At 45.3% G+C, this 26836-nt stretch carries 25 protein-coding genes and 3 riboswitches; of the genes, 5 read left to right on the top strand and 20 right to left on the bottom strand.

The genetic code is table 11. The features are described from left to right. Nucleotides 1-367: 367 nt before the first annotated feature. The 3 genes from JC200_RS09555 to JC200_RS09565 form a co-directional block, all read right to left on the bottom strand. Nucleotides 368-772 carry a hypothetical protein gene (locus JC200_RS09555; protein WP_274436030.1) on the bottom strand — a complete coding sequence of 135 codons (405 nt, stop codon included), beginning with the start codon at nucleotides 770-772 and terminating at the stop codon, nucleotides 368-370. 237 nt (nucleotides 773-1009) lie between these two features. Next, on the bottom strand, nucleotides 1010-1666 hold the full coding sequence (locus JC200_RS09560) for a hypothetical protein (protein WP_274436031.1): 657 nt from the start codon (nucleotides 1664-1666) through the stop codon (nucleotides 1010-1012). Between the two features lie 69 nt (nucleotides 1667-1735). Further along, a complete protein-coding gene (locus JC200_RS09565) occupies nucleotides 1736-1915 on the bottom strand; it encodes a hypothetical protein (protein WP_274436032.1) in 180 nt (59 codons plus the stop codon). A 713-nt stretch (nucleotides 1916-2628) separates the two neighbouring features. On the opposite strand from JC200_RS09565, the gene JC200_RS09570 reads away from it, so the two are divergent. Both JC200_RS09570 and JC200_RS09575 read left to right on the top strand, forming a co-directional pair. Further along, on the top strand, nucleotides 2629-3096 hold the full coding sequence (locus JC200_RS09570) for a hypothetical protein (protein WP_274436033.1): 468 nt from the start codon (nucleotides 2629-2631) through the stop codon (nucleotides 3094-3096). 18 nt (nucleotides 3097-3114) lie between these two features. Beyond that, entirely contained in the window at nucleotides 3115-3351 is a 237-nt protein-coding gene (locus JC200_RS09575) for a hypothetical protein (protein ID WP_274436034.1), read from the top strand. Between the two features lie 58 nt (nucleotides 3352-3409). Here JC200_RS09575 and JC200_RS09580 read toward each other — a convergent pair whose 3' ends face one another. From JC200_RS09580 to JC200_RS09600, 5 genes are all read right to left on the bottom strand, one after another. After that, nucleotides 3410-4351, bottom strand: coding sequence for a GGDEF domain-containing protein (locus JC200_RS09580; protein ID WP_274436035.1), 942 nt, complete (start codon nucleotides 4349-4351; stop codon nucleotides 3410-3412). Between the two features lie 70 nt (nucleotides 4352-4421). Continuing rightward, nucleotides 4422-4507, bottom strand: a riboswitch (cyclic di-GMP riboswitch). 113 nt (nucleotides 4508-4620) lie between these two features. Continuing rightward, nucleotides 4621-4923: a hypothetical protein gene (locus JC200_RS09585; protein WP_274436036.1), complete on the bottom strand. Its 303-nt coding sequence runs from the start codon at nucleotides 4921-4923 to the stop codon at nucleotides 4621-4623. Nucleotides 4924-5484: 561 nt separating this feature from the next. Beyond that, the gene (locus JC200_RS09590; RefSeq protein WP_274436037.1) at nucleotides 5485-6537 is read right to left on the bottom strand and encodes a DUF262 domain-containing protein; all 1053 of its coding nucleotides are present in this window, start codon (nucleotides 6535-6537) and stop codon (nucleotides 5485-5487) included. Nucleotides 6538-7499: 962 nt separating this feature from the next. Beyond that, nucleotides 7500-8471: a VPS10 domain-containing protein gene (locus JC200_RS09595; RefSeq protein WP_274436038.1), complete on the bottom strand. Its 972-nt coding sequence runs from the start codon at nucleotides 8469-8471 to the stop codon at nucleotides 7500-7502. 206 nt (nucleotides 8472-8677) lie between these two features. After that, nucleotides 8678-9541: a hypothetical protein gene (locus tag JC200_RS09600; RefSeq protein WP_274436039.1), complete on the bottom strand. Its 864-nt coding sequence runs from the start codon at nucleotides 9539-9541 to the stop codon at nucleotides 8678-8680. Between the two features lie 153 nt (nucleotides 9542-9694). Here JC200_RS09600 and JC200_RS09605 point away from each other — a divergent pair, with 153 nt between their 5' ends. Then, nucleotides 9695-10273 (top strand): hypothetical protein, encoded by a 579-nt coding sequence (locus tag JC200_RS09605; protein WP_274436040.1) that lies wholly within the window; start codon nucleotides 9695-9697, stop codon nucleotides 10271-10273. Nucleotides 10274-10438: 165 nt separating this feature from the next. Then, nucleotides 10439-10999, top strand: a complete 561-nt coding sequence (locus JC200_RS09610) for a Uma2 family endonuclease (protein ID WP_274436512.1) — start codon at nucleotides 10439-10441, stop codon at nucleotides 10997-10999. A 144-nt stretch (nucleotides 11000-11143) separates the two neighbouring features. Here the strand turns inward: JC200_RS09610 and JC200_RS09615 are convergent, their stop codons facing one another. From JC200_RS09615 to JC200_RS09675, 12 genes are all read right to left on the bottom strand, one after another. Continuing rightward, the gene (locus JC200_RS09615) at nucleotides 11144-12208 is read right to left on the bottom strand and encodes a hypothetical protein (protein ID WP_274436041.1); all 1065 of its coding nucleotides are present in this window, start codon (nucleotides 12206-12208) and stop codon (nucleotides 11144-11146) included. Between the two features lie 190 nt (nucleotides 12209-12398). Beyond that, nucleotides 12399-13439, bottom strand: a complete 1041-nt coding sequence (locus JC200_RS09620; protein WP_274436042.1) for a DUF4179 domain-containing protein — start codon at nucleotides 13437-13439, stop codon at nucleotides 12399-12401. After that, nucleotides 13436-13978 carry an RNA polymerase sigma factor gene (locus JC200_RS09625; RefSeq protein ID WP_274436043.1) on the bottom strand — a complete coding sequence of 181 codons (543 nt, stop codon included), beginning with the start codon at nucleotides 13976-13978 and terminating at the stop codon, nucleotides 13436-13438. The genes JC200_RS09620 and JC200_RS09625 overlap by 4 nt, the downstream gene beginning before the upstream one ends. Nucleotides 13979-14243: 265 nt before the next feature. After that, nucleotides 14244-15218, bottom strand: coding sequence for a hypothetical protein (locus JC200_RS09630; RefSeq protein WP_274436044.1), 975 nt, complete (start codon nucleotides 15216-15218; stop codon nucleotides 14244-14246). 254 nt (nucleotides 15219-15472) lie between these two features. Then, entirely contained in the window at nucleotides 15473-15736 is a 264-nt protein-coding gene (locus JC200_RS09635; RefSeq protein WP_274436045.1) for a hypothetical protein, read from the bottom strand. 151 nt (nucleotides 15737-15887) lie between these two features. Then, a complete protein-coding gene (locus tag JC200_RS24435; RefSeq protein WP_443111887.1) occupies nucleotides 15888-16361 on the bottom strand; it encodes a putative iron-sulfur cluster-binding metallochaperone in 474 nt (157 codons plus the stop codon). 166 nt (nucleotides 16362-16527) lie between these two features. Continuing rightward, the gene (locus JC200_RS09650; RefSeq protein ID WP_274436046.1) at nucleotides 16528-17808 is read right to left on the bottom strand and encodes a diguanylate cyclase domain-containing protein; all 1281 of its coding nucleotides are present in this window, start codon (nucleotides 17806-17808) and stop codon (nucleotides 16528-16530) included. A gap of 73 nt (nucleotides 17809-17881) precedes the next feature. Further along, entirely contained in the window at nucleotides 17882-18331 is a 450-nt protein-coding gene (locus JC200_RS09655; protein WP_274436047.1) for a response regulator, read from the bottom strand. Further along, on the bottom strand, nucleotides 18324-20156 hold the full coding sequence (locus tag JC200_RS09660; RefSeq protein ID WP_274436048.1) for a FapA family protein: 1833 nt from the start codon (nucleotides 20154-20156) through the stop codon (nucleotides 18324-18326). The genes JC200_RS09655 and JC200_RS09660 overlap by 8 nt, the downstream gene beginning before the upstream one ends. Nucleotides 20157-20223: 67 nt before the next feature. Beyond that, a riboswitch (cyclic di-GMP riboswitch) is annotated at nucleotides 20224-20312 on the bottom strand. A 31-nt stretch (nucleotides 20313-20343) separates the two neighbouring features. Further along, entirely contained in the window at nucleotides 20344-22728 is a 2385-nt protein-coding gene (locus tag JC200_RS09665) for an EAL domain-containing protein (RefSeq protein WP_274436049.1), read from the bottom strand. Between the two features lie 80 nt (nucleotides 22729-22808). Beyond that, nucleotides 22809-22895: riboswitch (cyclic di-GMP riboswitch) on the bottom strand. Nucleotides 22896-23572: 677 nt separating this feature from the next. Beyond that, entirely contained in the window at nucleotides 23573-23764 is a 192-nt protein-coding gene (locus JC200_RS09670; protein ID WP_274436050.1) for a metal-sensitive transcriptional regulator, read from the bottom strand. A gap of 43 nt (nucleotides 23765-23807) precedes the next feature. Further along, entirely contained in the window at nucleotides 23808-26057 is a 2250-nt protein-coding gene (locus JC200_RS09675) for a heavy metal translocating P-type ATPase (RefSeq protein WP_274436051.1), read from the bottom strand. 366 nt (nucleotides 26058-26423) lie between these two features. On the opposite strand from JC200_RS09675, the gene JC200_RS09680 reads away from it, so the two are divergent. Beyond that, on the top strand, nucleotides 26424-26585 hold the full coding sequence (locus tag JC200_RS09680; RefSeq protein WP_274436513.1) for a four-helix bundle copper-binding protein: 162 nt from the start codon (nucleotides 26424-26426) through the stop codon (nucleotides 26583-26585). Nucleotides 26586-26836: the final 251 nt, after the last annotated feature.

The raw sequence follows: 26836 nt of genomic DNA on the forward strand, positions 1-26836 counted from the left end.
GTTGTTTGGGTCGATCTTCCTTACTGCCACAAGGGATTTCAGACTTTGTGTGCGTACTTTTAAGAACAGGGGGAAGTTCGAAACAGAGGGGGCTACTGCATGACAAGGTTGCTCTTTTGGGACAAAACAAACAGTTAAAGTTCCAAATCAACAAACGAAAATGGTTACAAAAATGGAACCTTAAATGTATACATCTAAAGAAGTGGTTGCTTTTCTTGAACCACTTTAAGCGTATGACGCTCTCATAACCTCACTTCGTCCTCCGTCATCACAACACCCGCTTATCCTGAGAATTGCAATGCGACGGCGAACCAGATTCCCGTTCATTATGACCTTCTCCCGATCACCCCCTGTGCCCAATCTGTTATTATTCATCCATGCAAAACATCAATGACTCCGATATTTCATATTCTTCAGCGGTTCCCCGCTCAACAAGCCCGAATCGAACCAACAAATCGCCCAATTCGCTGTCGAACAGATCCGCATCGTACCAAGGCAGTTGCTTACGATAATCCACAACCTGATTCAGACCGTATTTTCTGCAAGTCTCCTTAAAGGCATCATGAAATCCGCTGGTACCCTCCATCTGCATCCACCATGAATAGTATGTCGATTTTTCATATTCATAGGGCGGTCTGCCCTGGCGAATATCGTTCTGCTTAAATACCTCAATTACCTTTTCACGGAAATCAGTCATAAATTCCTTGGTGAAGCATTTTTTGATCTCCACTGGCATTTCGTATTCGATGGTTAAATCATCTCGAATCGGCATAGATTTATCCCCCTCCGCGATTACAAAGAAAAACACGATATGGTGGGTTGTGGCGTTGAGCGATGGCATCCTACGCGCCACATAAGTCGGCAAGTATCGTAATCCGCTAAACTCATTATAATCCTTGAGCATTCTCCACACACAGGATGTTCATATGCCTTCTCGTTTGGATCAAGAGGTAGCATCGGAGGAACAAAACAAATCATATTCCATAACAAGATATAGAACTGGTTACACTTATGAATCGGGGTATTGCAACTCTACGGCGGAGCGATAAAAAGGCAGGCGAGAGTTAGCGAATAGGCTTCGCATTAGAGCGGGATGAGTTCCAGTAAATGCATAAGTGACATGGGAGTGAAGTTGATACAGCGCACGTAGTCGTTTGGTCAGGTGGTCTCCCCCAATTCGAGTAATCTCTTGCCAGTTGCCGAACCATACCACCAGTCTTTTGCTTTCCTTCAACCCGATACCTTCTGCCAGTCCTACAGCCCAATCAATCTTTTCCCATTTATTCATCCGCTCCAAGTCATCCATTTCAAAAACGTCTTGAATGATCTCCTCGACATTTGACTCAGACAATCCATCACGCACACCTTCAATGTTATTTGCCGACGAACCATTATCTTCCGACAGTAGTCGAAGGAATGTCTGTGTCAATACGTAAGCAAACTCTTCGATAGAATTTATTTCCATAAGGTCAAAATGGGCAGTTAGACAACCCCGTTCTCGTAGCCCTTGAAATACATTGTTCGACACCTCAGTTCCAACATCATGGGGCACCGTAAACGTCACACTACAACCGTCGTGAAGACGCTCGACCACTTCGCGGACGAATTTACTTCTCCTGTCATTCTTCGAGAACATAGAGTCGTCACACTTAGAATCCCCATCCATAACATCGCCCCACCTAACCAAACGTCCTCTTATCCTTTACCGTTGTTACGGAAAATAGAGTGTCAATGGTTACTCTTTATCCAACACCACAGGCGAATGAACGTAGAACTTTTCCACTACATAATCGACCTCATCGAATTTACGGCATATTTCCTTGCATTTTTCCTCGCTAAGAATCATGGATAAAAATGTTTGCTTGTCAATCGCTGGCTGGATATCTCGACGAGGGAATTCGATTAACTTGCCCATTTGAACCCTCCTATCGTAGAGTCAATATAGCTCTGCCACGTTCAATCTCTACGCCCCATCTTGTATGCTTCATTCCTGCTCTTCTTCCAGTGTTTCCTCAGAAGTTTCTCCGCCCGCTCTTCTCTTGTCGCCTTCAAATCCAGCACAAAATAACGATTATCTTCGGGTTGGTCAAAAAATCCAATAGGTTCGTCGGCAGTGAAGAGTTTTTATCGGTTTGGATTCGCCCTCGATTCATTTTTCGTGCATTGCCTATCACCTCTCCCCATAAAGGGTGGCAAAAAGGCACTCAACCGCCCTTCCGACTCATCTATCAAAAAAGGCGGCATAACGCCACCCTGTTGAACGCACCGATGCGCCATATTCTCGGTTTAACCTCTCCGTGACGCACGGGGAGGAGCCTTGCAACTGGAGCATAGCAGATGGACGAGATTGGATCAATGAGGCAGTGATAAATGGGAATAGGATTAACAGGGCGAATACATTTTCTATTGCAAACAGATAAACACAAGCATTGGCATAACAAAATCAATTTCTGTTTACACAATCAGAAACACTTATGTTTACATTTCTTTAACCATATCCAACTCAACCCATCTTCTGACCTTACCGTTCTTCACCCTCAAACATCGTTCGACACTTTTTCGGCTGACCAAAGCTTGACACCATGATAGGGTGGGATCAAGCAAAAAAAAGGGAGGAATGAATTAACAATGAACACAACTATTTTCGTAGGGTTTAGGCATCAAGGGATGATCAAAGGCTGCACGTGGCAAAGAACGTTGAAGCAAGATACAGTGGGGAATCGAGTCCTCGACATCCTTGGAGCCGTAGATGTTGATTATGCCAAGGAGATTTTCGAATGTATTGAGTGGAATCCACGGGGCGAGAGCCACAGGGAAAAGGATGGAACTTATTTGGTTAAACTGCTCGAACTTGGCATTGAGGAGTATGAAGAAACGTTGCGTAGAACTCTAAAATTCCTGTATCGAAACATTAAGGGGAGCGACATAAAACGTGACCTTGCAAGATATCTCAGAAAGAGAAACGGCAAAACGATGGCTCGATTAGTGGCTTCATCTTTAGACTTCCAGCAAAATAGATTCAGCACCGCGTTTATCTTTGATCTGGATGCCAACCAAGTAGAGGTAATCGAAAATCGTCGTATCTCAGTGTCATAACCTCGCTGGGGGAACGGTTTGGCACAAATAGTTCCTGGGGGCAAGAAAACGTACAGGCACGCCGTTCCTGAGTTAGCAAAAACCAACGTTGACGAATATACCTTGCCCTTAAATCGGGGTACGAAGAATTGTTCATTATCCCAAAAAGTCGATAATCTTGGTGGTGATTTCATTGTAAAGGACAAAACAGACGGTTTCGAGGAATTCAAGTCAAGTCTCTATGAGGAACAAGATGATATCCAAGGACTTTGTTGAAGCTTTTAATCACACCCTGTAATTGTATGATCGCTCGAATATCACCACAACCACACCCCTACTCCAGAGCATTCGCCTTTGACTTTCCCTCATAGAGCCGCTTGTCAGCCAAGTGCAAACACGAATACAAACTGTCGTCCTTCTTTGCAACGGTACATCCGACACTTGCGGTGTACTGTTTATGTGTAAACAAGTCCGTCACCTGCTGGGTTAGTGTTGCGACATCCATGTCCGTTCTCACCGCAAACACAAATTCATCCCCGCCGTAACGCGAGACAATGCCTTGTTGACCAATTTTCTGCCGAAGCGTTTGAGCCACATCAATGAGAATTGAATCCCCTTCGAGATGTCCCAGGCTATCGTTGATATTTTTGAACTCGTTGAGATCGAGCATACCCACAATTAGCGCACCCTCATGCAGAATTTGCAGTCGATTGAATTCCTGTTCAAATCCCCTGCGATTCAAAACATTCGTCAACGGATCGTGAAGGCTTGCATGCTCTGCGATACGACGGGATATCAACATTTCGAGAACGAGAGAGACGTGCGTCGCACAAGCCGCCATCATCTCCGCATCCATCTCATCAGGTTCAGTTTTCCGTCCAAGCACAATTGCGCCGACATTCGTTCCTTTTACAGCGAGCTTCCAAGCTCCGACATATTGAACATCAGCATCCAGCCAGACTCTTTTCCAGACGGGAGGTGCTTCATTGACGGAAAGCCAAGTTTCAGTGACAACATAGGCTTCACCTGAAAACCATGCACCATCGCCGATAAAATGCGTTAACTCTGACTCGGAATAGTCGATTCCCCAGGGATTGTACACTCGAACCGTTGAATCTGCCCCTTCTGTAATAAATTGCTTTCGATATATAAACATACCTGACTCAACAGCGAACGCCTGCTGTAACACGTCAGCTACCTTCGCAAATAAATCCCTACCCCGTTCCACAGATGCCCAATCTCGTGATTGTTCAATGAGGGTCTTCAATGAGTGCATATTGACCGCCCCTAACACACAAAAAAACACACCCACTCAAACTTGGATGTGCCGCATGTGTCTCCGATTTAGCGGCAACCTGGCAGGCATAGCGTAAACGCTGTAGCCCCATGGCTTTGTGCCCCGTCCTTTCGGATCGGTTTACCTTTTTCCTCTATTGAAGAATATACTCCGAAAGGTTCAGAAAGACAACTGAAGATAGGGTCAAGTAAGATCAGGATCAAGGGAGACGGGATTATTAACTGCGACCGATTTCGCAAAGACGGGAATTAGTGTTTCCCAGATTCAATCCAGACTTTATATATAAGTCGCTCTTTTACGTATTCGGTCGATGCATGCACAATTGCTATAGGAATCGACGGATCTTGCCTTCTTACAAACTCCGCCCAGCGCGGTATCTCTCTGATAAGAAGGTCTGCCACCTTTTTATCAGGTGTGGCATAGCCTACATTCACGAATCCCTCACCAATGATATCGGGATACAGCGAATCCGCCCATTCTTCTGCTTCCCAAACTGAATCAAAAACCCTACTGTCTTCCTTGTAACGCCCATGAATCCACTTGACACACACTTGATCATCCCCTCACTAATGATTGTTCCAAGGCATCCACGGTACCCAGGAAGTAAACACGAAAGATGAGAGCAATATCGCGGACAGAAAGTAGATATCAAACGCAAACACGATGCCGAGACATGCGGTAGTAATGACTCGCCATGCGGTCGCCCATTTTCTTTTCCAGGCAAAATAGGTGGGTAATGCAAAAAGCCAAAAGGTCGGGGCGAGTGTCATCAGCACAAATGACAGGGTGTCCATAAACACCCACAGTGGAGGTCTAAGCCGTAACGCCGTTTCGAATCCGCCATGGATACTTGAAAGAAACCATAGTCCAAGTCCACAAAGGAAACCGACTACGCCCAGACACAGAAACAACATCCCATACAAAATGAGCTTCACTGTCCTCAAATCACCTCACCCCATCACAACAGTGCCGTAGCAAAGCAGATTAAACCCGTGACCCTATTATTTTCATCATATCACGGAGTCGAGCAGGAATACGCGATGATATCACCAATAAAAAGGAGCCGAAACAGGAGTAATCCCGTCCCAGCCCCTCGGCACTCAAACCCTTACTTACTTTCCTTCCACTGTCTCCACGCTCGTTGCTACCTCATCGCCCGCATTCGCCGATTCACCGCGAACTTTGACATTGAAATGCTTTTCGAATTCCTCGTTCATGATTCTCAGCCGTTTCTGGACATTTTCCTTTTTGGCACTTCCTGATGTGTACGCTTCTACATACGCTTCGGGAGGTGACTGCAAGAAACCTTTTGCCCATTCCCCAAACATCTCCGCAGGGATATCTATTTTTCTATGTTGCATGTCGAGCGTCAACTTGAAGAGCATCGGGATATGCACTTTCCGCAAGAGCTTTTCTTTCTCACTGGGGAAGGCTTCATTCAGGTAAAAGCAAACGTTAGTGAATTGCGACTTAAATCGGTCACGCTCATGGTCATCTCGCAACTTCTCAACAAATTCTTTCATGTCTTTCTTGCCAAATCCCGTTTTAGGGTCGTTCAGTAAAGCGAGTATTTGCAGAACCAACTCTTGATCGACAAAGTGATTTCGTGCCGCTTTTGAAAGATTGAGCTTATCCTGGAAGAACGGAACCTTCGCCAAGTTCTCAACGAACTCTAATGCTGATTTGCCCAGCAACGCCCTGGTCGTCTCAATGGGGCGAAGTGGGACACCATTGTTAAGGCGGCAGAAAATGTCTTCTATCTCCGACTGACTAATTTCCTCCACCACATCGATTTCAAATTGATACTCCTTAATTCTCTGCTGGAACCCATCTGACAACTGGGTGAATGTCAATCCTTCTACTTCAATGTCATCAACCTTGGGCTTGGACGTATCCGCGAAAGAGAGAGCATATTCATCATTGAGAAAAGCAAAAATGCTCGACAAGCGTTGTTTGCCATCCAGAAGGTAAAATACGTTCTCGTCCTTGGTGGCAAATAGATTGGGAATCGGATAGCCAGCAAGCACGCTATGGATAAACATCGACTGACGTTTTACGTCCCAGATGTTTTCTTTGCGTTGAATCGACAAATCAAAGGAAAGCCTTTTCCCCTTGTACATGCGTTGCAGTTGCGAGACCTTGTGTTTCACTTTCGATGCCTTCATCTACGTCACTCCCTGACGGAATCGTTCACTTTGCCCTTGAAATGAGCAGAAGCGCAAAACTCAATACAGTTACGTTCTAAACATTTTCATCGGTATTATAACTTAAAAATTCAGGGATAAGGTGAAAGTTTTTCGGCAAAGTCCATGGAAAAAGGGGCTACGTTATTGGAAATGGTAGAAGTTTGATGCGGAGCGTAGATCACATCGTAGCGGAGGTATTCCTGGTGAAATTTCTTGCCTTTCCGTTCTCGTAAATACACTACTCTGTCTGTTCATCAGTATCGCCTGGATCACACAAAAGTTGTTACAGGTCGTTCATAGAGTGATATCAGAAATCATTATGATAAAACTGAACCGAAAAGTTGTTCTTGAATCCCTTTATATATAGTGTAGGCTCAAAGCGAGGACAACTTTTTGGTTCCCCCATAATTATCTCTGATTTTTCTAAATACGAATAACAGGTTACATCTCCACCTACTATGGATGTCCATGTCTAAGGTTATATTTGCAATTTCTGAGGAAGAGACGCTCAAAAGATGACTCATTAGGTACGCGAAGTTCTGGTGGCAGGGTGCTATCTTCGTAGCTGGTGGAGTCTTGGCGTAGGCGGTTTCAACATTTGCCCTTCGGCACAAAGGAATGCAAGCCTGTCGTTACCATTAAACTTTTCTGGATAGTGAGGTTTGATCATGTCGCAAAGTGCGAATAGTCTTTGGGGCTGTGGCATTCTCAGAGACCACTAATAACGACTTTCACCAAACAATAGCATACCGCAACGATGCTTGACTTTGATAACAATTGCCACTTAAACGTAGGCTTACCCACATCGGCAAGACAGATGCCATCATTCATCTACCACAGGTTTGCAAGACAAGCAAACCAAGATTAAACGCCGTATCCAGACCCTCGGCGCAAAAGCGAAATCGAACGCCCTGTCCTTACCTGGAATCCCATCTTTTCACCTATTGCCTCGACCAGTGGTGTCCCCCGTCAGTCGTAGCATACTTCGTGGTCTTACCAGACATAACATTCTTCACAGTTGCGGTTCCATTCTCAGCATTTGTGAAAACTAATTTTTGAACACGATTTTCACCTGTAAATGGCAAAGAGGTTTTCATCCATTTATTCCCTGCATCGTGCGTGATTTCCAACGTGTTTGTCCCCGTCATATCTGTCTTCCCTGGAATCCCGCATTTCGGACAAAAGCTAACGAAGTAAGCTGTTTGGCTGTCTGGTGCGTAAAAGTTGGACAAATACCCTTCCGCCGAAATTGACGAATTATTGTTTGCATACGTCCATGTGATTCCGTTGTCATTACTGTGATAAAGTGCACGTCTTGGGAACTGATTATCATTCCACATTGCCATGAACCAAGTCAACTTCTGGTTCAGCGTTACAAATGTCACCTGTGGTGCGCCATATTTATAAGCCCCTTGTATCAGGCTTGCTGGCAATAATACCTTTGCCCAGTGCGCTCCCCCATCAATCGTGCGATATACTGCAAGTTGACTGTGTTGACCTCTTGCTCCGTAGATAATTCCCGTCGTGGGAGTCTGGAAATGCACTTGTTGTATGTCGCCAGGAAGCGGGGTTTTAAGCTTTGTCCATGTCTTCCCTGCGTTGTGTGACACAAACAAAGCCGACGTAGGATTGATTGGCTTATCCCATCCGATCACGTAGACCAACTTGTTCGTTACCCACTCAGGTTGTGCAATGTATTCGTCAGGCTTTGAAGGCAGATTATAGTTGTTGCTGTAATTGGGCGCGGACTTTTTGACTACTCCCGTAGCTGTTCTCGTCACTTTGCTGGACTGTGTTTGGACAGATGCTGTATTAGATACGGTGTGGTTTGGTGTTGAATTTGTCTTGGCACACCCTGATACCAATGAAATTCCGATCATGGCTGTTGCGATGAGTGGAATGTGGCGATTCATGATGAATATCTCCCTTCGTTTTCACGAATAAGACGGAATGGTGAAGGGGTTTGTTTCACGGCATCTTCTGGGAATTTTCTACAACTGACAGGAGTTAACCCTTTGACTGATTCTTACGCAACTATCGTCGATGAGACTAATCTCGTCTGCTAAGTTGCCTCATTTTGTCTGAACCACCCCATCACTCCCACCAACTCTGTTTTCCACTAATACGGCGAGACACTCGCGGCTTCGATACCCGCCTTCAATTCTGGATGAGCTTTCAGCAATTGACTCTGACTCACCACTCCACGAATCTCGAAAATCTCATTCCCTCCGCCGACGGCATTCACCAAGTTAACTGGAACGCCTATGGGAATCCGTGCCCAACCATTATCTCCTAAATACCCTGTCAAGTTGTGTTTCATGTTCACCGTTTGATAGATGTGCCAGCCGTTTTGCTCTGCTTCTTTAACGTAAGCTTGTACTTGTGGCTCTGGTGATTTACCAAGTGCGCCCCACTGTGCCAAGTCCTTTGTAGTCAGCGTATCGCCTGTCATCACATAGTTGTGCATTGTCCCACCATACATGAGCAACCAGACTGATTTCGGGTTCTTGGGGATGGGGCTTGTTTGTGGTGGAAAATATGCAAATAGGTCACTGTTGTTGACCGTCTCAAATACCACGCCAAGAGGAATGTAGACTGTGACATGATTCCCTCGTTCCTCAAAAACAGGACCATGATCTTGAATGCCAGTTCCCTGCGTAGTCAGTTGATGACCAATCATGACCCCGACCTTCGCTTTGCTGACATCCATCATTTCGACTTCGAGATACTCTGCATTCTTTGGGATGCTGGTCGCGAGATCGCCATGTTTTGGGATGACACGATTGTTCAAGGATGAGTGTAGTAAAGGGTTCGAGGGAACGGCGGTGTGCTGACTTTGGTTGGTTTGGGTCGTCGCCATATTTCTGGTTTTATTTGTGATGCTTGATGTATTGTGAGAGGTCGTTGCACTACTGCACCCTGATAATGATAGGACTGAGACACACAACAAGGCACTGAGGGGCATAGATTTGCGGAAGTTCATAGTTGTCGTCTCCATTCTTGCTATCATTTCATTTGTAGAGACGAGGTACATCCCAACTATGTGACAGATCGGGTCATCCAAAGAAGTGCGTAGAGTTGTAACAGACGCGGCGTTCACTCCGTCCATATTATGTACGCAAGGGGGTTCGAAGTATTGAAAAATAAAGTATTGCTCGGAGCACTGTCTGGATTATCCCTCTTTACTTTAGTTGGGTGCAGTAGTGTCAATTCTGTCAGCAACAACGGAGCCTCAACCAGTTCCAAGTCAGCCACACAGAACACGTCAGCAAATACCTCGGCACAAAATTCACAAACCAAGGCGTTTACGCCAGAACAACAGGTTCAGGATATCTATCGTGCCCTCCAAAACATTCCCAAAACCCCGAAGGCATATGTCGAAGCATACTTACAGGCGATAGCAACGCGCTCTGGCTCCCTGGCGCGTGGGTACTTGGCACCATCTATTCGAAATCAAATCCCCGCGCGAGTGATAGGCTCATCAAAATGGATTGGCAAATGGACGATTACCCAAACCTCGTCAGGTAATGGAGCATACGACTTTCATGTCGTTGCTTATCAATATGTTCTTCCTGCATCACCAAAAGAAAAGGGTTCTTGGATGGAAGCCTTTCATGCCAAGTTAACGGTTCAAAGTGAAGGATACAAACACCAGCATGAACCTTGGCTTATCACTGCCCAGCAGATTACATTGCGCAAGGATTTGAGCTTCTGATGTAGTTGAGCAAATATTTCGTTGCAACTTTGGATTTTTCCAAACTTGATTACTATGGATATAACAAATCAATGCCACAAGCAGAGCCTCCCCAGTTCGTCAGATAGCGACAACCAGAGTGTGCTAAACTGGGAATATAATTTTCGGAGGAAACGGGTGGAAAGTATGAGTTTACCACAGAGAGAACGAATCTCTATCGAAGCGTTCTATAAAATGAGGGAGACCTCCGACCAGTTACTTGAATACATTGACGGGTTCGTTTACATGTCTCCGTCCCCATCGACGAAACATCAACGCATTTCAATGCGTCTGAGTTCGACTCTCTTTGCATTTCTCCAAGGCAAGCCTTGCGAAGTGTTCTCCGCACCATTTGACGTAGAGTTACATCGTGACGAAATCACCGAGAACAAGGTCGTCATTCCAGACTTGAGTGTGATTTGTGATAAGACTGGACTGACAGATCAGAAATATGTCGGTGTACCCACTGTCATCATTGAAATACTGAGTTCATCCAATCAGTCGCACGACCTCGTGACTAAGCTCAATCTCTACATGCAGTATGGGGTTAAAGAATACTGGATCGTCAATCCAATCAGTGACGGTATTCTAATCTACAAGTTAAATGACAACGGTGAATATGAACTGGACATTTTGCAGGCGACGGGAACTGCGAGTTCAAGTGTACTTCATGGATTCTCAGTCAGTCTAAGCGATTTGTTCGCATAATGTACCATCCCAAGAGGAAGCACTATTCTACCCAGTTTCGAATCTAAAAGTCGAATGCGCGTTTCCCATAGGCAAATACCCTTTTGGGAGCAAACGCGGTCGATGCCAAATCGCCTGACCGCGCCTTTTCCCAATGCTCTATTTTTACACGGGTTGCAACGTCTCTGCTACCGCCTGAACAAGTTCGGATATGGTGTATTTCGCTGGATTAGGTTCGATACCAATCCAGGTGTTTCCCTCTTGCAAAGCAAACAAATCAAACCTTGCGCCGTCAGTGTACTTAAATGTGTACCACTGTCCATGTGCGCCGCCAATCAGCGTATAGCTTCCTCCCTTATCGATTGCTGGCTTTTCATTGGCAGATGAGAAGTAACCAATCAGGTTAGTCCAAGACGAAGCTTCGTAGAACGACATGTCTTCAAACGGAACTACAACAACATGGTTTGAACCATTCGGCGTTCCTGGAACATACCAACCACTGGGACCACCCATTTTACTTGGTATATAAACCTTTACGCCCTGTTGCTTAGATAAAGCGTCAATCTTGCTCGTTTCTGAAGTTGAGTATTTCACGGTGTTCAGCGTTTGATAATCTTGGGTTGTTGCAGTCTTGGAACCACTCGCTACACCAGTAACATCCTGCGGTGACAGATTCCACGTTGACCCGCTCCACTTTGCGAACATCGAAAGTCGATTTGCAAGAAACAGGTTGGCGTAGTAAACAGGAACATAAGTAGTTTGTTCACCACTGGCAGGATCTTTTGTGACCAACTTTGGTGCCCTCACATATTCAAGCTGGTTGCCTCCCATGGAAAATTGCATCTGTCCCGCTGGGGCTGTACCCTTCACTGGCTCATTTAAGGTGTATTCACTCCACCCACTGGGCACTGAGGTCACATCCAGCGTATTTCCATCCCATGTTGTTTGAACGCCGACGGATTTCAATTCTTTTTGCAAATAATACATTGGAAGCCAACTCGTCGGTTTTTCAGACCAGGGATCATTGGCGACCACATGCTGTGGAGTAAGCGTTGCCCCGCCCGTCATTTTGATTGTAGTTGACGCATAATGAGTCTCTGGTGCTGGAGTTCCAACAGCAGGTGTGGTGTGAGAACCAGAACTGCTATCTGCAAAAGCTACGATTGGGGTTAGACCTACAGCAACAATCCCTGCCGCTACAACACCAATCAAGCCAGCCTTATGTTTCAAGTAAATCGTCTCCTCTGTCATTCTGGTTGCCATTTAAATGTATTCATAAAGTTAGACGGAGCCAGGATGTCGAATGTGACAATTCGTCTTTTGAATGACACTGTAGACTGCCACTGTCTAATCCCCCCGTAGTCACCAGCCAGTTTTGAAGAAAGTCGAATCCGACTATATCATGGGTATTTCAAGGAGATTAGCCTAATGGTATGATCATATCCAAACTCGGAAGCTCAATACTTGGACTGGTCGTGGCTCCAGGTGCAGGTGCGGGATCGTTTTCGGGTAGAATTTTAATGCCTTTACCGAAATTTATGGGTTTCTCAAACACTGAAAAACCGTATACTGTCTCCTTATTTCCATTGAATGATTTGTGTGTCGGTCCAGCAAGATCAGGAATCATTACCGTTTTTCCCGACGACCCATTCAAATACAGATGCACATTTTGTCCGCGCTCAATCGTGTAATGATAATCGACCACAACTGTAGCTGGGGTAATACTCACTTGGTCGATACCCAATGCAATCCCATTACTCGTTTTGGTTACATTCGGTGTATATGTTGTCGTATTATGGAACTCCTTTGTTCCAGAAACGGGAACCTGGACTTCCCAATAACCGTGCGTGTTACCGATCTGATGGATTACGATTTGGAGGTCAAAATTCTTTGGAAATGTTTGGTTTGTTGACTCAGGGAAAATTTCATTTACTCCGTGCCATTCCCGATTTGATACACTTCCTGCCGCCCCGCCACTTGTCATATTTAGCAGTTTCCCATTCATGTAAAAGTCCATGTTAGGCGCAATAGCGGTTTTGCCAAGTGCTCCACTCGGCGAATTGAGTTGATATTCTAACGCCACACGACCTTGATCGTCATAAACATCGGTGGCAGTAAAAGTAATTCCTCGGTCTGTAGATGAAATGTGTACTTTGTCAGTAAATACACCTGCTTGATTTAAACCTGGATCACCAAACCAATCGTAGACTTGATTGATGATTGGAGTTTTATCCATTGCGTAGGCGATATTTGACGAAATGAGCGAGAGTCCTAAACCGCTACCTATGAGTCCAAGAACGCCGATTGCGACGGAAGCCACCCCACGACGTAGATACTTGTTCAACGAACGCTTATTCATTCTCTCGTCGTGATTGAATCGAGTCCACACCTTCTCGAACGTCACGGATGGTTCGACATTACTCACAACTGACTCTAATGAATGCTGAATGTCTGATTTCATGTAAGCCCTCCTCGTGCTTCAAACTCAAAAAAATCGTTGTCATTCAACTGCTTTCGAAGCTGGTTTAATGCGGTATGTAGCCGCGATTTGCAGGTTCCAATTGGAATGCCGAGTGACTCGGCAACTTCTGTGAGGGTTAATCCAGTGTAGAAATGTAAGATGATGACCTCTCTACTTTTAAGACTGAGCTTGTCCAGTTCATTCTTTATGACAACCGTCATTTCATCCTGTAGCAATTGTTCGATCGGTGTACGCTCGTTCGGATCAAGCCGTTCTTGTGACTCATCCACGTCTAACAGCCACTTTTGCTTGCGTATCATATTCTTCGCGATGTTTACCGTTATGCGATACAACCACGGCTTGAATGGTTTAGATGCATCGTACATGTGATACTTACGAAAGACCTGAATGAATGTCTTTTGCAAAATGTCGTCTGCGAGTGTCTTTGATTTACACAACAGGTATGCGGTTTTAAAAACATACGTACTGTGTTCATCAAATAACCGACGCGCATTCTGTTCGGAAATCTGCTTTACCACTCACATCCCCCTTTCTTATTGTTTCACCCTATATACACACCAAAACCACAAACGGTTCGGTCAAAATCGAAATTCAACTCTTAACCCAATCCTGCTGACACAAGAGAACTCGTTCTCACGAATTCTGAAATAGACAAATCAGAATTACACCTGCGGTCACGTAATTCTCACCAACACAAAAGGACTCGCCGTTTCACGAGTCCCCAGCATGTAGGTTTTTTGATACTGTTTATTGAACTTCCTGATTTTCCACGAACACCTTACATCACTTGACCGTTATGAATGTGTGCCAACTAACCTTGCCATTCCCTGCTGTAATTTTATAACTCCCAGGCTGATTCCATTTAACTGTGGTTGTAAAGTCACCATTCGAATCTGTGTACACGGTCCCCATATTTATATGATCAGGCACGTTCAGTGTAAATCTTGAATGAGATACACCGCTCCCACTCGCTGTAAGTAGTTTCACATGAATCGTTATCGCCTCGCCTACTTTAGCTGGGTTTGGTGTTGCTGAAACCTGTACCTTTGCAGGCTTATTACTTGGGTTCTGATTCCCTTGTCCGCCTACGACCGTTTCGAGAGCCTTCAATGGATCGCCATTTTCCTTCAGAGTGTATACATGATTCGCTACTTGCCAAGCAACGGTGTTTTGTGAAACCTCGGGGTTATTCGACGAACTCGGCTGTACAATGGTAATTACACCTTTTGTCTCTGGAGCAGGGAGCATGTGTGTATGCAAATACGCCACCACACTTTTTGCTACTTGGCTACCCAGAGAGCTATCTCCCCAGCCTTTAAAAAGTATCGTCCAGTTCCCTTCGTGCCATTTGTAGCTATATGTCCCTGCTCCGCCCGAAAAATCAGCCTTAATTCCCGAACCTAAATCAACAGGCGGACCTGACGGGTTCACTTGACCAAAACTTTTTTCAATATTCGCTATGGCATTTACTGCATCCGATGAACTCGAATAGGATGTTACGTTAATTTTTGAACCCGATGATGTTGTTTGAATTGATGTGTTCGCCATACGACTTGGTTGATTGGAAGAGGTTGTGTTATTCAACGTCTCATTTGAAGGAAATTTGACCGCTGTAGATGTAGTCGTAGCTTGATTAGATAAAGCAGTGTTTGCAGAACCTGATGACGATAATGCGTGATTGACTGTACTACAACCCACTAAGGTCACGATTGAAATTCCGACTCCACCAAATAAAGCAATGCTTTTCCGTCCGTTCATTATTTCGTCCCCTCGTTGTGTAAGTTCACACTCGTTAGACGAAACAACTCACAAACATGTTTCAAAATGTATCTCGAACTTCAACCACAAATCTAATTGCGTTATACCCCCCAAGAACTCAAAAAGGGAGCCACCGACATCCGATAGCACTCCCTTGCGTTTACTGAATAAAAATTTAACGAACATTCGACTTGAAGGCGATGTGAACGCACTGTATTTACCTACAACCCTTGGTTTTTTCATCCATTCATAGCCTATTCCGTTTCCGCGTCGTCAAAGGCTCCATCTGGCAGAATGCCGTCGAGAATTTCGCTGTCATCGTCATCGTCGCCAAGTTCAACCGTCCGACCGAAGAAACTCCACCCTTTACTTTCCAGCCACTCGATGAATGCATCCGTGAATTCATCTTCAGATACCGTGGTGTAGACATTGCCAATGATGCGAATCGTGTTCCTGTCGTCTGGGCGTTCCAGAATCCATCTCGTGTTATGGTTTGAGTCGTTGTTTTGGTCAGTCACTATTTCAACCCTCCTGTCGGGTCCCAACGATCTGGTGAATGGGAAAAGTTGCAAGGGACTGACGTTCAAACATCGTTTCAGCGAACGCTATCACATCCCCCAAACTACTCCCCTGCGGGAACGCGGTCGAATCGACCACCGCACACTTCAATCATCGTTCAAATTCCCCGTGTTCCAACATTTTTATGGCTTCCTCGGTGGAATAAACACGCCCTGCCTTGATGTCTTGTTTGGCTCTGTCAATTGATGCTTTCAACTCTGGGTCATTTTCAATTTCCTGTTCAATCTCGTGTCTGATGGAGTGAACAAACGCCATCACATTCCCCAAACAACAACTCCCCTGCGGATTATTGACCTCACAGCCACAACGATCCGCCTGAATTTGCTCACTGATGTGTTGAACAGGATTCTGGTTCTCATGGATGGCTTTCATAATCCGTTCCCTTGTCCATCCGAAACAGTAGCACACTGGAACATCATTACCCCTATCTTTTTGAAACACAGGCACTTTGAGCGCATCTTTGTCGAACGACTGCCCATCAGAGAAGTAGACGACAGAGCAGTTGGTATTCGTGCAGAATGCATAGGACAGCGCGGAATCAAGGGGTTCCAAGGCTGACGGCATAAGTAAAGCTTACAGCGTAATAAGTTGCACACGTTTCCCCTTTTGACGGCATACAGGGCAAAATATCAGGTCAACTGCCGTACCTGGGATTTGACAACAATCATCCACGAATGAAGCTCTCCCTCACGTTTTTTCTTCACACTTAGCCCTCACCTTCCGATTCCCTCTATTTGCATGATGCGTACATCTTTACATTCTTCCTGCCACTCTCCTTCGCCTCATACAACGCTTGATCGGCATGTTTCAACAACTCATGTCTGGTGGTTCCATCCGCAGGAAAAAAAGCGATACCAATGCTGGAAGTCATCTCAAAGACGTGCTCTCCAATCTGCCATGGAGTCTGAAGAGAGGCAAGAATTCGGTTTGCTACGCCCAGGGCATCGTGTTCCTCCTCAATGTGAGGAAGAAGGGCAGTAAATTCGTCGCCGCCAAAACGAGCCAACGTATCGCTCTCTCGAAGGCACCCCTGTACTCTTTCAGCAAATTGTTGGAGAAATTCATCCCCTGCATCTTGACCAAATGCATCATTGATTTGTTTGAATTTATCCATATCCATATACATTACTTCCATCTTTTGCCCATGTCGCACTGCCTCTTTAATGGACTGTTCCAGCCGTTCTTTAAACAGCCGTCGATTTGGGAGACCTGTCAAGGTATCGTGATATGCCATGTGACCGCGTTTTTCTTCGAACAATTTTCTCTCCGTAATATCTCTGGTTACAGTCTGATAGTGAAGAACATTCCCCTCTTCATCAAAAACAGGTCTCCCTTTCGTCTCCATCCATACCCAATGACCATCTCTATGTTTGTGGCGAAACTCAACCATATTGCTTTCCTTGGTCTGAGTCATCTCCATAAACGTTCCCTGAACATGCGAAATATCATCTGGATGTATCATATGAAAGACAGGATTCCCCTGATAAACATCAGGCGTGAAACCTAAAATAGACTCGTGGGACGGTGAAGCGTACTGTACGACTCCGTTCAAGTCTAAGACGCACACAAGATCCGTCATGTTCTCAGCAATCAATCGGTATTGCTCTTCACTCTCCTTCAATGACTTCTCCAACCGTTTTTTCTCAGTGAAATCCTTGACGACAGCGAAGACCCCGACCAATTTCTCTTCAACGATTAACGGGATGAGTTTCACGAGTAGATGCAGGGGCGTGCCATTTTTGTGAAGAGTATCGGCGTGATACGCTGTTGGAATCCCTCGTAGTGTCTCATGAAAGCATCGGTTAACGCCATTTTGAAAATGTCCGAGGAAGGTCATCTCTTGGTAGGAGCGTCCTTGAACCTCCTCCTCTGTGTAGCCAAACAGGTCTGTTGCGGTTTGATTCACTTCTAAGATTGTGCCATTCGCAGATAGGACAAGAATGGCATCAGGGTTTTGCTCAATGATTGACTTAAAAACCTCAACGTATGAATCACCATACAACAGGCTCATACCTGTATCCTCCCCAGACAACTCGACTAACACATGGCAGTTTTCTGCCCATTTTATTGCGTACTGACTTTCGTTAAGTTGGCTTGTCTCTCACCGCCCCAAATAGCTCGTCAAGCTTTTCCTCCGTAAGCGGAGACCTGTCTTCGCTTAACCTGTTCTTTCGGTCTAAGAACAGCCGCAGTGTTTCAGAAACATCCTTGATTTCAATTGGCTTGGCTAAAAAGTGAGAAGCACCCGCTTCTTTAGCCAGTTTCTTATTCTCTTCTGTTGCCTCTACCGAACACATCACAATGAATATATTTGGGGATTTTTCAGAAAGCAATCTACAAAGTTCGAGACCATTTTCCCTGTCTAATTGAATGTCCAGAGAAACAACATCCACGTCTTTGTCAGATACGAGTTGCCACAGTTGTTCAGCGTTTTGTGCAACGCCAAGGATCTCAATATCGTCTTTCAACCCATAAAGATACGAGAGTATCTTTGCGATTTCGATCTGATCATCAACAATCACCACGTTAATCATATGTAACGCCTCCAAACCGAACATTCCGTTCCGTGTTGTATGCACGGCTTCGTCTCCCATTTACTTCGACCAATGTGTTGATATGGATGACCTTTGCACGAATAAATCCACTCTGGTCTTCCACTCGAACACTTGTCTCTATTCCAGAAGGAGTCCCCAACTCAGATACGTACACGGATTTTTTTGCTGTGACAAACCCACCCCGCAACCCTTTTCGAATCGAAACCGTTCTCCCACTCTCCAATGTGCTGGATTCAACATTCCCAGTAATGATAATGTTACCGACGCTTTGCAATGAACTGGATACAACATTTGTAGCTCGTATAATCGTGGATTCTTGTGGCAGTCCCCTGATTTCCTTATCAAGAGCTTTGATTTTGCCCAAAAGGGTCTTAATGTCACTGTCGGAGACTTTAAAACGACTCTCACCACTCCACTTGGATTCGACCAACTCTTTCAATACTTGATAGGCACTGTCGAAGCCAGACAACTCATTTGAATCTTCATCCACAAGCGTCGCCAGCATGTGTTCTAACGCTGTGTGCCGTTTTTCAAATAAAATTGAGGGTATCCTTGACAACGTATCAGCCATATCAGATCGTTTCGTGACATGTTCCACCATCAATGCGTGTTCTTCTTGGAATCGCTTTAGTTCAGGAACGAGCTTTGCAATTAGATTGAGCAGGCTCTCATAATGAAATTGCTGGTATCCCGAAACTAACTTTGAGTCGTAAATCCCGTTCTGAACAACGACTCCAGCCCCAGAAAAAACAGAAGACTTTTCAATATGTCCGTAAACTGTAATTAGCCCCGATGCCTTAACAACTGCCCCTTCTTGAATGGAACCGTTCACAATGATATTGCCATCAAACTGGACTTCACCATCTTCTATAGAGATATCCTTTTCAAAGATGAGCTCAGGAACGACATCGACGACCTGTTTTGTGTATCGCGGTCTACCATCTCGAATGGCGACAATATCCCCATTGACGTTGATAACACCGCGTCCGAAATTGAGGGTCGTCTGTTTCCCATCATACTTCGCTTCAATGGGTATGCCATACACATTTATCCCTGGTACTCCTTTAGTCCCAGGTTCCAGCACCGCAACGGTCGTTCCAATCGAAACCGTAGAAAATCTGCTTGTGTGAAGAATTGGGTCATGCTCCACGCTCAATGCCGCAGATGCTCTGAATTTCGCAGGCAATCCCTTTTGGGGTAAAACGCCACGAAGAACGATTTCTTCTTGATGATTCGATGGGTGACACAGGCGGTTTACTGCCGCATAATCAATCGTCCCAGTGTACCCATGTTTGGATAGGAGATTTAAAATCACTTCTTGAGGCATTGGTTCTGGATGACGATGGGTCTCTTCCATCACAAACTCCAAATGTCTACATGGTTCGACATCTTCAAGGCATAAGTTTACACCTTCTACCACGCTCGCCTGTACCTCCACGCTTAGTTCATCCTCTGATACAACCGCTCTATATGAAATGGCGGGTTCGACACTCGTAACTTGCACCTGAATTGAATGGGACTCACTGACAACCACTTCACCGTAAACTTGTTCCCCGTCCATAAAAACTTGAATCAGAGGCGTTTCAGGAACAATGATGGTGGCATAGGCTCCATCATGTTTCGGATCAGTGACGATGACGTTTCCATTACGAAAATAAACTGTTCCATGTACCATCGGACGCGCCATGATTTTGGAAACCATTGATACAATAGACCGCTCCATGGTGGGTACATTTTCCCTGGGTCGTCGTAAGTGAAGAATTTTCGATTGGAAGAATTTCTTGAAAACTGTCGTCAAGTTCATCTGGAGTGCCGCCCCATTTTGATGTTTATTATTGAACGAATGTTTAGAGAGGCGAATACGAGATCATCTCGGCAACCCATCAATCATAGACTACTTTCGCCCTTAGATACGTGGTTTTGCGTCCCTGACTTACGTCCAGGTTTGCCTGCGAGTTCTTACTATTAGTAAGTAAATCGGGTGTCAGCGTTCAAGATACTACAGTGTGCTTAACGGGTAGAATCACATCGACGATGGTTCCTTGATTTAAAACACTATCTATACGAATTGCTCCTCCGTGTTCATGGACAATTTTTTGGCTGATCGTCAGTCCTAATCCCGTCCCTTTCTCCTTTGTACTGTAAAATGGCTCTCCAATATGCCTCAACCGTTCCTCAGTGATGCCGCATCCCTGATCGATGAATCGGAGTCGGATCGAAGCTGAATTGAGCCACCTCGTTTCAATTTTAAGAATTCCTCCGTCTGGCATGGCTTCTACGGCATTTTGAAGAATGTTGATGAACACCAGCTTGATTTGATTTTCATCGCAGGGTATGTGTGGCAAATTCGTATCATACTCATCAACGATTTCAACACTTTTCAAGGTGGCTTGTGTGCCGAATAACGTCAGCACTTCTTCCAGCAGAATCTTTATATCAACTTCTTTGACTTGATGGACATGAGACCTGGCAAGTGATAAGAATTCATCCACGACATGCTCAATCCGAGTAATTTCAGACAGTATCATCTCGGTGTACAACGGCTTCTCTCCCCCATTTTTCAAGAGTTGAGTAAATCCTTTAATGGACATGAGTGGATTCCGAATTTCGTGTGCAACGCCTGCGGCTAATTGCCCAGCAACGGAAAGCCGTTCCGATTTGCGTATAATATCTTCCGTCTGCTTGCGTTCCGAAATTTCACGAGCTACAACTAATACCCTATTCACTTCACCATCTATAGTTAAAATCGGACTCGCAAGCGACTCCACCCAGATATAAGAACCGTCAGCCTTCATATACCGCCACTCACCGCTCGCGGCAGTTTTCGTACAAATGACCCTATGAAGCAATTGCTTCGTATAGGAAAGATCATCTGGATGCACTCTGGTGAACCCAGGTGTGCCTTCTCTTTCAGCAGTTGATATTCCAAGTAGCCTGTCATGCGACGGTGAACTATATTGAATTGTGCCGTCCACACCGAAAATGATAATAAAATCATCCGAATTCTCAGCAATCAATCGGTATTTCGCTTCTTGTTCGATGAGGCGTTCCGTAAGACGAGTAATTTCTTGTTCTTTCTTTACACGCTCAGTAATATCAATGCATGATGCAATGACTTCGACAACCTGTCCACCTCTACGAATCGGGCGCAAAGATGCCAAATACCATACGCCATTGTATTCTGCCTCATATGTAACATTATCTTCACCCGCCCAAGCTCTCCGATAGTATTCAAGCTTTCTTTGGGCATCATCAAAGTTGCGGAAGTCCGTTAATTCCCTACCTACAATTTGTTCAGGAATCAAGCCAATTCGATGGACTAATTCTCCATCACACAGAGTATGGATAAATTTCTCGTCCTTCTTAATAAACTTAAAAATCATCCCTTGTTGTTGCCGAATGGTATCTCGTAATTCTTGGCGAGCCTTTTCCAACTCATCTTCCAACCATTTTCCCCTGTATACTTCTTGAGGAATTCCTTCGAGGTGAACAACCTTTATAATTTCTTCCCATTTTCTTTCGAGTTCATCTGGAAGCAGAGGCTTACTGAGGAAATATCCTTGACCTTTATTGCAGAGATTCTGTTGAAGAAAAATCAGATGGTCTCTGGTTTCCAATCCTTCAGCAACGACATCGAGTTTCAACTGGTGAGCCATCGCAATAGTTGCCTGAATAATTGTTGCATCCTTCGTATCTACCGTACAATCTCGAACAAATGATTGATCAATCTTAATTTGATCGATTGGGAATTCTCTCAAATAGAGCAAGGAACTAAAACCTGTTCCGAAATCGTCTAAGCTGATGCGGACACCAGTACTTTTCAAGTCTTTCAAGACTGGGAGGACGCGATGGACATCCATCATGGTACTCTCAGTAATCTCAATCTCTAAGTAATTAGGCGTAAATTTTGTTTCGTGCAAAATGGTTTGAATGCGTTCTACAAAGGTGGGGTCCTGAAGCTGGCGACCAGAAACATTGACCGCCATAGTCATGGATGGAAGACCAGCTTCTCTCCATTTTTGGTGTTGTTTGCAAGCCATTCTTAACACCCAGTCCCCAATCGGTAAAATCAGCCCTGTCTCTTCCGCCAGAGGAATAAAATCAATCGGAGAGATTAGTCCCTTTTCTGGATGTTTCCAGCGAATTAACGCTTCAACACCAGTGATTTTTCCATATATCAAATCAACGTTTGGTTGATAACAAAGAAAAAACTCTTGTCGTTGCAAAGCTTGTCTTAAATCTATTTCCAACCTTTGCGGTTTATGTTCATTTACATTATTGTAATTATATGGTTTATCAGGTAGGTTATACCCCCCCCCCCCCCCCCGAAGGGGTTTTTTACCATTTATTTTATATATTGTATTTTCTTGTGCCATTCCCTTCACCTCGTCACCCGTACAGTGTTAAAGGCGACCCCTTTACTACAGAGCCGCCTTCAAGCAAACAATATGTTTGAAGTGGCAACCTGGCAATCATAGGCATCCATGCCCTAAGACCCATGGCTTTGCGTCCCAGCGTTTCCACTGGTTTGCCCTGAGACACTTTCTGTCCGATAAAATTCATATACCCGCATTATACTGCACCAATCGACATTTTTCTATGAAAAATGAGGTTGAAAAAACTAAACGCATGTCCGTGATTGAACTGTAAAAATCTGAGCATAAGCACCTTTGTCCACTAAATATCTTAATCCCCTGGGTACAACACGACACAGAACAAGGGTGAGATAATTGAGGATTCAATTCAACGAAACAGAACGAGTGATGATTCCTCATTGTATTCAAGACGAAATTGGATTGGGATACGTGACAGTATTGATAGCTGGGTAGATAATGATGCACTCGTTCTTCGCAAGTTTCAGTCCCAATGCATTTTTGTGCGAAACCCAGTCTATCAAAGTAACACCTTTCAAAGACAAGTTCGTCTACCAAGAATGTTGTAAGCAAATCGTCACTATGTCCCTTGTAAATATTGCCCATATGTCACATTTGTAATTACAGGGTTTATCGGGCACAGGGGTTCGCATCCCCCCCCGTCGAAGGCTTCGCCCAAGCCTCTTGTTATATCGTAGTCACGACACTGTATTTGATGACGGTTTGGGCACATGTAGTATCTTAATTGAGGCATTGATATGAACCGAGGGTAGAAATCCCAGAAATCACCTACGGACCGTGGGGAGGTAAGTGTTATCTCGCCTCCCAAGCCCCTATGACCACCCTTTCACTTCACGTACTTATAGATCACATTCATCAGTTCGTCGTATACCTCGTCTTCCCCACTCTGAATGGCATTCGTGGCACAGGTTTTCAGGTATTTTCGCATGACTTCTTTGCCTACCCCACGCAATGCCTCATGAATGCTGGAAATTTGCGTCAAAATGTTGACGCAATTGCTGTCATCTTCCTCGATCATCCTCTTCACGCCACGGATTTGTCCCTCGATAACCGATAAACGTTTAGTGCACTTCGAGATGTGTTCCTGTCTCTCCTGTTCTTCCACCATGGGTAACTCTTGCACGCTGATCCACTCCCTTTAACCGCGCTTTTAAACGCATGGAATTGCCAACAACGATGAAGGAACTAACCCCCATGCTGGCTGATGCCACGACAGGTCCTAAAATCCCCAACCCCGCAAACGGAAGACCGATGCCATTGAATAGGAACGCATAGATGAAGTTTTGTCGGATCGTTCGGTAGACTTTACGACTTAACTCAATCATGAATGGAATTTGCCCAAGCTCACCGTGTATCAGCGTGATATCGGAGGCTTCATTGGCGATATCGGTGCCTGTTCCCATGGCAATGCCGATATCTGCTTGCACCAATGCAGGTGCATCGTTAATCCCATCACCGACCATGGCAACAAGCCCGTACTGTTCTTGGAGTTCATTGATTATTTGTGCTTTATCTTGCGGCAATACTTCTGCCACGACATGATCAATACCAAGCTCCTTGGCAATGGCTGTTGCTGTGTGGCGATTGTCTCCCGTCAGCATCGTTACCGTGATACCCGACTGTTGAAGGCTCTCGATAACACTTTTCGCTTCTGACTTTATGTTGTCACGAACCGCAATCAGTCCAAGAATTTCATCTGTTGAGACCCACACGACGGTATGCCCTTGGTTCTCCAGTTCTTGCTTCTGCTTCGCGAGTGGCAGGGGGATAATAAACCCTTGATCCGTCATCAGTATCGTGGTTCCGACGAATACACGCTTGCCATCGACTGTACCAACGATTCCTCGTCCTGGCAGGGCTTCAATGTCAGTTGCATTTCGAAGTCCCTGCCCCTGCTTTTTTGTGTGCTCGACAATCGCTCGACCTAATGGATGCTCTGATCCTTGTTCTACCGCACCAGCCAATGAGAGAACATGCTCACCAATGACAGATGTCACCGATGGCTTACCCTCAGTGAGTGTGCCTGTCTTGTCGAAGACAATATGTTTTAGCTTGTGCGCGGCTTCGAGCGATGCGACGTTTTTAATCAAAATGCCACGTTTTGCGGCTTCACCTGTGCTCACCATCACGGCAGTTCCAGGAGCGAGTGTTAATGCACAAGGACAAGCAATTACGAGTACAGCGACCATATGAGAGATGGCTTGAATCAGTCGATATTCGCCTGTATAAAAGACCAACCAAGCGATAAAGGTAATCGCTCCAAGACCGAGAACCAGTGGGACGAAGACCCGACTTAAACGGTCACTAAATTCGACAATTGGGACTTTAGACGTTTGGGCTTGCTCAACCAGGCGAATGATTTGAGACAACATCGTCTCTCGACCAATCTTCGTGACTTCAATAAGCAATGAACCATTTTGATTCATCGTTGAGGCAAAAACCTCAGTACCCGTTTCCTTTCGAACGGACTTACTTTCCCCTGTCAGTGCCGCTTCGTCCACAAAAGATGATCCCCCAATTACAACACCGTCCACAGGTACTCGTTCTCCTGGGCGGACGCGAATCAGATCCCCTACAGCAACTTGATCGATAGGGATTTCTTGCTCAACGCCATCTCGCACACTTCGGGCAAATCGTGCCTGCAAAGACACAAGTGAACGAATGGCTTCCGACGACCGATAGGTCGCACGAATCTTTAAGTAGTTACCCGTTGAAATAAAAGCGACAACCAGAGTCGCCGTATCAAAATACGTCGCCGCGCTTCCTGGCAAAAGCAATGCTCCAATCGAATACAGATACGACGACAACGCCCCAATGGTAATCAACACATCAGTTGTAACCGTTCGAGCGTAACGTATCGCTTGATACGCGCCAACATAGTATTTCCACCCACCGTACAGGACGATTGGCGTGGTGAAAATCGCCATAAACCATGCGTTCCCACGGTTAAAGGGCAGTACGTGAAAATTAGGAAAAATCCAAAGGGCAATCATCAAAAGAATCACGGGTATACCTAATATCCATGCAATGAAGAGTCGGCGTTTGCTTTGCCTGAGTTCGCGAATATGCGCTTCTTCACGTGACTGAACTTCACTCTCAAGAAGTGCCTTGAATCCGATCTTCTCGACACGTTCTTTGATATCTTTAACGCCGATGACCTTGGGATCAAAGGCAACGTGTAGTTTCTCAGTGGCAAAGGTCAGTTCCGCCTTTTCTACGCCATCTTGTCGCGAGACACCCTTTTCAATCGCACGAGCACACGAAGCACAGTGCATGCCTTCAATGACCAATTCAACATTTTTCGTCGCCATATAGGTATACCCCCTATCCGTATGCATTATGTAATCACCATACACCCCCACCCCCTCCCTGTCAATATACAACGAGATGACTATGGAAAAATATGAAACGAACTGAGCATGCTATACATAGGCGGAGAGTCACTGGTAACACTATCCGATGGCACAACAATTCCACTCCAAAGGGGATGATTCAGAATGTCAATGACAATGACCGCGACGAGTAAGTTCCAAGCGTGCATCGATGCCTGTCACCAATGTCACGAGGCATGTGAGAAAAACTGCACAGAATGCTGTCGGATGGATATGTCTCAAATGGGCAAATGCGTGGAACTATGCCGCGACTGTGCTGACATCTGCAAAATGGCGGAATCCTTTATGATTCGCGATAGCCAGTTCGCCAAACAAGTTTGCCAGCTTTGTGCCACGATTTGCGATGCCTGCGCGACTGAATGTGCCAAACATCAAAATCCGCACTGTCAAGCTTGCGCTACAGAATGCAAGAAATGCGCGGACGAATGCCGTAAGATGAGTGCCTAAATACAAGGGGAGGTGTTATGCCTCCCCTTTATCGAAGGAGATTGGGCAATTGGAAAGATTGTGTCGAGCAGAAGTAAATAGAGGTTATTTGTGGGGGGGAGGGAAACGGGAACAATCCACCAGAATGCGCCTGAAACCAATGTTCGGTCATTACTCAAATTCTCCATGTTGCAACATTTCTATAGCCTCCTCTGTTGAGTATACGCGCCCCTCCGCGATGTCTTGTTTGGCTCTATCAATTGATGCTTTCA

Origin of the sequence: Alicyclobacillus sp. ALC3 (assembly GCF_028751195.1) — a bacterium.
Lineage (GTDB): Bacteria > Bacillota > Bacilli > Alicyclobacillales > Alicyclobacillaceae > Alicyclobacillus_L.